10 protein-coding genes are annotated in these 9,000 nt (G+C 53.1%); 6 read left to right on the top strand and 4 right to left on the bottom strand.

Going from position 1 to position 9,000, the window contains the following annotated elements:
- The 3 genes from AB8B75_RS06285 to AB8B75_RS06275 all read right to left on the bottom strand — a co-directional run.
- Positions 1 to 140: GTP-binding protein (locus AB8B75_RS06285; RefSeq protein ID WP_348404421.1), on the bottom strand; the 140-nt coding region annotated here is incomplete at its 3' end.
- A gap of 110 nt (positions 141 to 250) precedes the next feature.
- Positions 251 to 883 (bottom strand): hypothetical protein, encoded by a 633-nt coding sequence (locus AB8B75_RS06280; RefSeq protein WP_405360723.1) that lies wholly within the window; start codon positions 881 to 883, stop codon positions 251 to 253.
- A 345-nt stretch (positions 884 to 1,228) separates the two neighbouring features.
- Positions 1,229 to 3,532, bottom strand: a complete 2,304-nt coding sequence (locus tag AB8B75_RS06275; protein ID WP_405360721.1) for a DNA topoisomerase IV subunit A — start codon at positions 3,530 to 3,532, stop codon at positions 1,229 to 1,231.
- Between the two features lie 203 nt (positions 3,533 to 3,735).
- Here AB8B75_RS06275 and AB8B75_RS06270 point away from each other — a divergent pair, with 203 nt between their 5' ends.
- From AB8B75_RS06270 to AB8B75_RS06245, 6 genes are all read left to right on the top strand, one after another.
- The gene (locus tag AB8B75_RS06270) at positions 3,736 to 4,395 is read left to right on the top strand and encodes an SH3 domain-containing protein (protein WP_405360720.1); all 660 of its coding nucleotides are present in this window, start codon (positions 3,736 to 3,738) and stop codon (positions 4,393 to 4,395) included.
- A 57-nt stretch (positions 4,396 to 4,452) separates the two neighbouring features.
- Positions 4,453 to 5,283: an SDR family NAD(P)-dependent oxidoreductase gene (locus AB8B75_RS06265; protein WP_405360718.1), complete on the top strand. Its 831-nt coding sequence runs from the start codon at positions 4,453 to 4,455 to the stop codon at positions 5,281 to 5,283.
- Between the two features lie 80 nt (positions 5,284 to 5,363).
- Entirely contained in the window at positions 5,364 to 5,570 is a 207-nt protein-coding gene (locus AB8B75_RS06260) for a twin transmembrane helix small protein (RefSeq protein WP_405360717.1), read from the top strand.
- A gap of 3 nt (positions 5,571 to 5,573) precedes the next feature.
- Positions 5,574 to 6,146 (top strand): cob(I)yrinic acid a,c-diamide adenosyltransferase, encoded by a 573-nt coding sequence (locus tag AB8B75_RS06255; RefSeq protein WP_405360715.1) that lies wholly within the window; start codon positions 5,574 to 5,576, stop codon positions 6,144 to 6,146.
- A 215-nt stretch (positions 6,147 to 6,361) separates the two neighbouring features.
- Positions 6,362 to 7,120 (top strand): electron transfer flavoprotein subunit beta/FixA family protein, encoded by a 759-nt coding sequence (locus tag AB8B75_RS06250; RefSeq protein ID WP_405360713.1) that lies wholly within the window; start codon positions 6,362 to 6,364, stop codon positions 7,118 to 7,120.
- Positions 7,120 to 8,046, top strand: coding sequence for an electron transfer flavoprotein subunit alpha/FixB family protein (locus AB8B75_RS06245; RefSeq protein WP_405360711.1), 927 nt, complete (start codon positions 7,120 to 7,122; stop codon positions 8,044 to 8,046). The genes AB8B75_RS06250 and AB8B75_RS06245 overlap by 1 nt, the downstream gene beginning before the upstream one ends.
- A gap of 54 nt (positions 8,047 to 8,100) precedes the next feature.
- Here AB8B75_RS06245 and AB8B75_RS06240 read toward each other — a convergent pair whose 3' ends face one another.
- Positions 8,101 to 8,937, bottom strand: coding sequence for a DUF6473 family protein (locus AB8B75_RS06240; protein ID WP_405360709.1), 837 nt, complete (start codon positions 8,935 to 8,937; stop codon positions 8,101 to 8,103).
- Positions 8,938 to 9,000 lie beyond the last annotated feature (63 nt).

The raw sequence follows: 9,000 nt of genomic DNA, 5'->3' as shown, positions 1-9,000 counted from the left end.
CCGTCGATCTGGTCATAGGCCTGAAAATCGCCGAAATACTTCGTGATCGCAGCCGTCAACGTCGTCTTGCCGTGGTCAACGTGACCAATCGTGCCAATGTTTACATGCGGTTTCGTACGTTCAAACTTTGCCTTTGCCATGTGAGAGGCGCCCTTTTGCTTGCAAGAGGCCACCATCGACCCCGTCTTTCATATGGCGCGCGATGTATTGTGAACAGCTGGGGAAATCAAGCACGACGTGCGTCAATTCTTCACTGCGATGCGTTTGCATCACTTATCAGTGGCGCCACTTTCGATTGTGTTTGTGTTGCAGAAGTATCTTCTGGCGAAGCTGGGTCTTTCTGGTCTTTAAACCAACCCAGTTCCGCGTTTTGCGCGACAACATAATTTTCAATCGCCTGAGCGGCATTGCGGGACAGGTTTCGCAGCTGCTTTTCCTTAGTTTGTGTCCATCCGGTACCGATAATGCTCTCGCCATCCAAGGTTTCCAGAACCGTTAGCTGAGCGGGTTCTGAGTTGAGTTTAATGCCCTTTGCGTCATCCCAAACCGTAACACGCAGGATCATGCCGGACTTAGGCGCCAGAACGACCGGAACGCCGGGCTTTGCCAAAATATACCCTTCGACGCTGACGCCAAAATGGTATTTTTTCGAACCGTCGTATCGATCAAACCGTTCCGCAATAGCGAGTTTCATGGCATCAGTTAGTTGTTCTTTGGAAACTTCCCGGCTCACCGTCGACGTTGTTTCAACCTTGGGGGCGACCACAACATTATGCCCAAGACTAAAGTTGCCAAGGGGCACAGGTGGATCGTTGAGATCACTTGGGCCGGTACATGCCACAAGCCCTAGCAAGCTTGCGAGAACAACAAATAGCCTGATCATACTGCACCCGTTTTTTTCTTCTTGCCTACCTGCCTAGCCCAAGCATGGCTTGCGCGCAATCCGCCGGTCGAGGCATAGGTGAAAGCCTGCACGAGCCTTCCAGAAAAACAAAGCGCGACAACTAGGTGCCACAAAGCAAACACAAATAGCTGCCTTGCCGCTTTCTGGCACGCGCCTTTCCCATCAGATCAAAAAAAAGCGCCCAATGAACTTGGTAATGATTGAAAGGGCTCTTTAAATTGCGGTGCAGAAACTACATTTCCAAACGTAATAGTTTTGGGAGAAACAATAGGCCTTTGCCACACGGGCCAAAAACCAGAACCGGCTACTCTCTGGATGATCGTGTCAGGTGAACTTGTTATCTCGCGGGAAGCCGCGTGGGGCCATGCGCCCGGCACCCGCGCGCTTACCCGTCCATTCAACCAATTCGGTTTCGGTACGCGTGCGTCCAGCCGGATCCGACCAGCTTAGACCATCTTCGCGCGAAAAGGTCGTTGCGTCACTGAGTCCACCGTCTTTGTATTTTTGCAAACGTACGCCTTTACCACGACCCATTTCGGGCAATTCATCAAGTCCAAAGACCAGCACTTTGCGGTTCTCGCCGACAACTGCAACGCTGTCACCCGAAATTGGCTTGCAGACCAGAGCGTGTGTTTCGCCGCGTACATTCAGCACCTGTTTACCCGAACGCGTTTGCGCGACCACGTCGTCTTCCGGTACGACAAAACCATCACCAGCACTGGATGCCACCAATAACTTGCGCTCCGCTTCATGGGTCAGAATTGTTACAATGTCAGCCTCATTCGGCAGATCTACCATAAGGCGCAGCGGTTCCCCCATACCGCGTCCGCCCGGTAGATTGGCCGCAGAAACCGTGTAAAAACGGCCGTTTGAGCCGAACACGAGCAATCGATCGGTTGTTTCAGCGTGAAAAATGAACCGCGGTCCATCACCGTCCTTGAATTTTAGTTCACGCGCCAGATCGATATGGCCAGTCATGGCCCGCACCCACCCCATCTGAGAGCAGACAACTGTAATGGGCTCACGATCGATCATCGCCTCGATCGGAACTTCTTCGACCACCGTACCTTCGGCAAAAGTCGAGCGTCGCGCGCCGCCGGCGTAATCCTTGCCAAACTGCTTCTTGATGTCGCGCAGTTCTGACGCAATTCTATCCCATTGCAGTTGCGGATTTTCGAGCAGATCCTCAAGGTCTGCACGTTCCCGCATCAGGTCGGATTGTTCGCGCAGGAGTTCCATTTCTTCCAGCCGCCGCAACGAGCGCAGACGCATGTTCAAAATGGCCTCGACCTGCACCTCGCTCAACTCGCCTTCGCCTTCCGAGGGCGCGACATAGTCGGCTTCATCGATTGCCCGCGCGTGGGTTTTACCCCAGTCCTCGCGCATCAATGCCGCTTTTGGATCGTCGTCATAGCGAATAATATCGATCACGCGATCCAAGTTTAAAAAGGCAATCAGGAAACCTTCCAGGACCTCCAGTCGGTGATCGATTTTTTCCAATCTGTGCGTGGAACGGCGGATCAAAACTTCCTGACGATGATCCAGAAACGCGCGCAACACCTCCTTCATTGAGCAGACTTTCGGCGTCAGCCCATCAATCAAGACATTCATGTTCAACGAAAACCGCACCTCAAGATCGCAGTTCCGAAACAACATGCCCATCAGCATATCTGCCTCAACCGAGCGCGATCGCGGCTCTATGATCATTCGGACATCATCGGCGGATTCGTCACGCACATCCCCAAGGATCGGTATCTTCTTGGTCTGGATCAGTTCGGCGATCTTCTCAATCAGCTTGGACTTTTGCACCTGATACGGAATTTCTGTGACCACAATCTGCCACTGACCACGCCCCAGATCTTCGACTTCCCAACGGCACCGAAGGCGGAAAGAGCCGCGCCCTGTGCGATAGGCCGTTGCAATGTTTTCAGGCGGTTCAACGATCACGCCCCCGGTGGGGAAATCCGGGCCCGGAACGTATTTCAACAACGTGTCGTCCCGCGCATCTGGCGTTTTGATCAAGTGAATGCAGGCGTCGCATAGCTCGGCGATATTGTGCGGCGGGATGTTGGTCGCCATGCCAACGGCGATCCCGCTTGACCCATTGGCCAGTAGATTCGGAAACTGCGCAGGTAACACAACGGGTTCGGTGAGCGTTCCATCATAGTTTTCGCGAAAATCGACGGCATTCTCGTTGAGGCCTTCAAGCATGGCCTCTGCAACAGCGGTCATGCGTGCTTCGGTGTATCTGCTGGCGGCGGGGTTATCGCCATCGATGTTGCCGAAATTACCTTGGCCATCCACCAGTGGGTAGCGCACGTTGAAGTCTTGCGCCAAACGGGCCATGGCATCGTAAATAGCGGCATCCCCATGCGGATGATAATTGCCCATTACATCGCCGGAAATCTTTGCTGACTTTCGAAAACCGCCGGTCGAGCTCAATCTAAGCTCGCGCATTGCATAGAGAATTCGCCGGTGCACCGGCTTCAGACCATCACGTGCATCCGGAAGCGCGCGGTGCATGATCGTGCTAAGCGCATAGGTCAGATATCGATCGCCCAAAGCCCGACGCAAAGGCTCAGACAAATCATCGGTCGGCATGTCAGGAATATCAATATCGTCGGCCATTCCCGCATATGTATCGCCCCGATGTCCCTTGAACAAGCGGGATATAATCTAAAACACTGATGTCCCTCACCAAGCGGTTAGATCCATGCAAATGTGAGGTTTGGCGGGTCCCATTCCCCCTGACGGAAACCAGTTTTCACTGTATGGACTCCAAACCTGCAATTTTGTGCTAGACTACAGACGTTTTTGAAGGGGTTTTTTTGATGAAGCGATTCATTTGGTTGAGTTTTGGTTTTCTGGCACTGGCATTTTATGAGTTGAGTGGTGGCGCGGAATTTGACCCGGTTGCAGCACGCAATGCAGCCGTCTTGGCACGTGTTGACACCGAAGAGGCACCTCAAAACACTGATCTTGAAAACGCGCGGAAACCGTCTGTTTTGCAAACCGCCAACGCGCCGGACATTACTCCAGTATCTCTCAAGCTCGCATCTTTTGAGGATGCCTTTGATCAGCGCCCAGGCCGATCCACAAAACCTATTCTCACAAAAACCTTGGAGGCAACCCAACAATCTGCGCCGGCGGTAAAACCCCCTTCCACTATTGTGACACCGATCGAAGCGACAATTTCGGCTTTTGACACCACCCCCGATGCGGATGGCGTTTTGCCCAGCATCGTGTTCCAGGGGTCGCGCGCGCAGGCATCTTCTGACGCGGTCTCTCCACGCCGGGGCATCCGCTCTATCTCGGCGGACGTCGTAAACATGCGCAGCGGACCGGGTACCGGGTTTGATGTGGTCACAAAGCTCAACCGTGACACCGAAGTCGAAGTCTTGGAGGACGACGGCACCGGCTGGGTGAAACTTCGTCCTGTCGCTGGGGGTCCAGAGGGTTGGATTGCAGACTTCCTGCTGAGCAACGGATAGGGTTGCGCCCGCGCCTTCAAATTGCAATTGCTGAATGCGACCGGCGCGGAGGCTCATTTGACCCAAAAATCGATATTGATCACTGGCTGTTCATCGGGCATCGGTTACTGCTGCGCCGTTGGACTGAGAGCCCAGGGCTGGCGGGTTTTCGCGGCCTGCCGAAAGATCGAGGATTGCGAACGCCTGAAAACGGAAGGTTTCGAAAGCCCTCTCCTGGATTACTCGGATAGCGGTACAATGGACGCAGCCCTGGAAGAGGTGTTGTCGGCAACGGGCGGCACGCTCGATGCGCTTTTCAACAACGGCGCATTCGGCACGCCAGGCGCGGTTGAAGACTTGCCCACCGATGCTTTAAGAGCCATTTTTGAAGCGAATTTCTTCGGATGGCACCATTTGACGCGGGCGGTGATCCCAGTCATGCGCAAGCAGGGGCACGGTCGGATCATTCAATGTTCCTCCGTTTTGGGATTTGTCACACTGCCAATGCGGGGCGCTTACAGTTCGACGAAGTATGCACTGGAGGGCTTGACCGACACATTGCGCATCGAAATGCGGAAAACTGGGATCGACATTGTGCTGATCGAACCGGGACCGGTGACATCAAAGATCCGCCAAAACTCAATACCGAACTACGAAAAATGGATTGACTGGCGCGCGTCCGTACGCCGCACAGAATACGAAAATGGGCTCAACAAGCGCCTTTATGCAAACCGGGGGCCAGATACCTTTGAGTTGCCCGCAGTTTCCGTTCTGGAGAAGCTGCTGCACGCGCTGGAAACCAAGAGACCTCAGCCTCGGTACTATGTCACCACGCCGACACACATCCTGGGTGTGTTGCGGCGAGTTCTGCCGACCCGAGCACTGGATTGGGTTCTTTCACGTGGATAGTGCACAGGACTTCACAAAAGCCATTCGCTTTTTGCACCAACCCAACTACATGAGCGTTTGGGACAAAAAAGGAAAATGTCGTGGGTGACCCATTATTCGTGATCGCCGTTTTGGCCTGCCTGTCAGTTGTCGTCGTGCTGATGTTGGGTTTGGGCGGATTTGCAAAAGGCGGCGCATTCAACAAGAAAAACTCCAACAAATTGATGCGTTACCGGTTGGCGGCTCAGTTTGTCGCGGTATGCCTGATCCTGGTTTACGTATTTTTCCGCAAACAAGGTGGCCAATAGAACATGGTTGTACTCAACAAAATCTATACGAAAACGGGCGATGCTGGCGAAACAGCTCTTGGAAATGGCACGCGCGTCGCAAAACATGCACTGCGTGTGACAGCTTATGGGACTTCGGATGAACTGAACTCTTTTGTGGGCGTGGCACGTCTGACAGCTGAAGGCGACATGGACCAAGCATTGAGCCGTATCCAGAATGATCTCTTCGACCTGGGTGCTGACCTATGCCGACCAGACATTGATCAAGACGCCGAAGCAGAGTTCCCGCCTTTGCGGATGATTGAAGCACAAGTAAGCCGGTTGGAATCCGAAATTGATGACATGAATGCGGATCTGAACCCATTGCGCAGCTTTATTTTGCCAGGTGGTTCCGCACTTGCCGCTCAGCTCCACGTCTGCCGCACAGTATCCCGCCGCGCGGAACGTCTGTGTGTGGAATTGGCAACCATGGAGGCGATCAATACCTCTGCCGTGAAATACTTGAACCGCTTGAGCGACTGGTTTTTCGTTGCAGCACGCACCGCGAACAACGGTGGTAAAGATGATGTGCTCTGGGTTCCCGGCGCCAATCGCTAACGCTTGGGCCTTTTGCAGGAAAAAAACCTTCGACAAGCCTTGGGGCTGATCGGAAATTTTTTCCTCAAACGGGGGAATTCGCCAAAAACGCGGCGTTCCTGTACTCAGGCGTGACGATTTTGCACTGTTTCATGCGCGTCAGCTTGGTTAAACCAGCGTCAGAAAAGTCTGGCTCACACATGCCGTGAGTCGCAATCCGAAGGAGAAAGACGCTAATGAAGGTTCTCGTACCTGTCAAACGCGTGATCGACTACAACGTGAAAGTCCGCGTCAAAGCGGACGGATCGGGTGTCGATCTTGCCAATGTGAAAATGTCGATGAATCCGTTTGATGAAATTTCCGTCGAACAGGCCATTCGGCTCAAAGAAGCGGGTCAGGCCGACGAAGTTTTGGTTGTATCCATTGGCGTCAAACAAAGCCAAGAAACTCTACGGACCGCACTGGCCATGGGCGCTGACCGAGCCATTCTTGTGATTGCGGCTGACGATGTCCACCAGGATATCGAGCCATTGACCGTTGCCAAAATCCTCAAAGCTATTGTCGATGAAGAACAACCCGGTCTTGTGCTCTGTGGTAAACAAGCAATTGACAACGACATGAACGCAACCGGCCAGATGCTCAGCGCATTGATGGGATGGAGCCAGGCAACTTTTGCCTCGGAGGTCGCCATAGAGGGCGATCACGCGGTTGTCAGCCGCGAAGTAGATGGGGGCATGCAAACCATTAAGGTAACGATGCCAACTGTCGTCACGGTCGATTTGCGCCTCAACGAACCACGTTATGCGTCGCTGCCAAACATCATGAAAGCCAAGAAAAAGCCGTTGGATGAGAAAACGGCTGCAGACTATGGCGTTGATGTCGCGCCGCGTCTTGAAATCGTAAAAACTGTCGAACCCGAAGCACGCGCGGCCGGGATCAAAGTGGGTTCTGTCGAAGAACTGTTATCTAAACTCAAAGAAGCGGGGGCTGTGTAATGGCTGTTCTTCTCCTTGCGGAAGTGACCGATGGCGAACTGGCAATGGACGCGACTTCAAAAGCGGTGACTGCCGCCAAGTTGCTGGGCGATGTCACCGTTTTGGCGGCGGGCGGCTCCGCCGCTGCTGCCGGTGAGGCCGCTGCAAAAATCGATGGCGTAAGCAAAGTACTGGTCGCTGAAGATGCATCTTTGGGTCATCGGTTGGCAGAGTCGACTGCGGCCTTGATCGTATCACTGTCAGGTGACTACGAACATATCGTTGCCCCGGCGACCACTGACGCCAAGAACGTTATGCCACGCGTAGCGGCATTGCTCGATGTAATGATCATATCTGACGCGTCTGGCGTCGTCGACAGCGATACCTTTGAGCGTCCGATATATGCCGGTAATGCGGTTCAAACCGTCAAATCTTCCGATGCAAAAAAAGTGGTGACCTTCCGCACCTCGACTTTCGATGCCGCCGAAGAAGGCGGGTCAGCGACTGTTGAAGCGATATCGGCAACCGACAATCCGGGTCTAAGCGAGTGGGTGGAAGACAAGGTTGCGGCGAGTGACCGACCCGAGCTGACCTCTGCAGGTGTTGTGGTCTCTGGTGGTCGTGGCGTCGGATCAGAAGACGATTTCGCATTGATCGAGACACTTGCCGACAAACTCGGGGCGGCAGTGGGCGCTTCGCGCGCGGCAGTCGATTCTGGCTACGCGCCAAATGACTGGCAAGTTGGTCAAACCGGAAAAGTTGTGGCGCCAGACCTCTATGTCGCAGTTGGTATCTCTGGTGCAATCCAACACTTGGCCGGAATGAAAGACTCGAAAATCATTGTAGCCATCAACAAAGACGAAGAAGCCCCAATCTTTCAGGTTGCGGATTATGGCTTGGTTGCAGACCTGTTTTCTGCCGTACCTGAACTTATCGAAAAACTGTAACCTGCAGTCGCGAAACTAAATTCATAAGGCCGCCTTTTACGAGGCGGCCTTTTTTTATAAGAGATCGTGCAGAGTTTTTCCGAGTTTCAAAGCAACTTCTCCATGTGCTTTCGGGCCAAGAACTTCGGAAGCGGCCATTGCTTCCATTTGGCTAAACACCATTCCTTCGGTACCAGCGGCGATCGCTTCAGGTGTGACAACCACTTCCACAAAGCGGTTCGCTAATGGCATCAAGGTATCCAACATTTCCTGAGTGACAAATAACGGTGTCTTTGCTTTCGCTGGATCCAATACAAAAGCTTCCTCACTCAATGGCGCATGATCTGAGATCCAGATCAGAACTTTCCTGCCTTTGATACGTTTGAGCAATAGCTTCATGCGAGCCACCCAAGCCATTTGCAATTCACCCCGAACAGCCGAAAATCTCTCTTTTGAGACCTGAAAAAGGCAGCTCAGCATGTGTTTGGTGAAATGGAATTCCGCGAAATCAACCTCTGGATAAATGGTCGACAATAGCGGTGACGCCGCAACGAACCGATCATTGCGCCTTGGGTGAACGGTATAGAAACGATTGGATAGGTTCTGGGCTCCGATGATCTGCAACACAGTGACCTCTGAGCGATTGCTTGCCTCGGCGAGCATGAGATCGTTCAAAAGAACATCAACACCCGCGTTGGAAATACCGAAATTGATGCAATTGACGCCCAGATCACTTTCCACCAACGCCGGATAGGGGCATTTGATGAACTTTCCATAAGTTGCAGTACCCCCCAGAAACGCGACATAGGGGACGTCCATTCGACGTTCTGGACCTCTAAATATTAACTTAGAATTGCCATAACGGCACGGCGCATAGTCGAGAGCCCCCGCTCCCAATACGTCATAGGTCATAAACCCACCTCTCTTGAATCACCCAAGAGACAATGTGCACGCCCAACACTTACATTCTGTTAA

The sequence above is a fragment of the Roseobacter sp. genome (assembly GCF_045106495.1).
Lineage (GTDB): Bacteria > Pseudomonadota > Alphaproteobacteria > Rhodobacterales > Rhodobacteraceae > Roseobacter.
The sequence above is the reverse complement of the archived record's forward strand: the minus strand, read 5'-3'. Positions and strand labels throughout refer to the sequence as shown.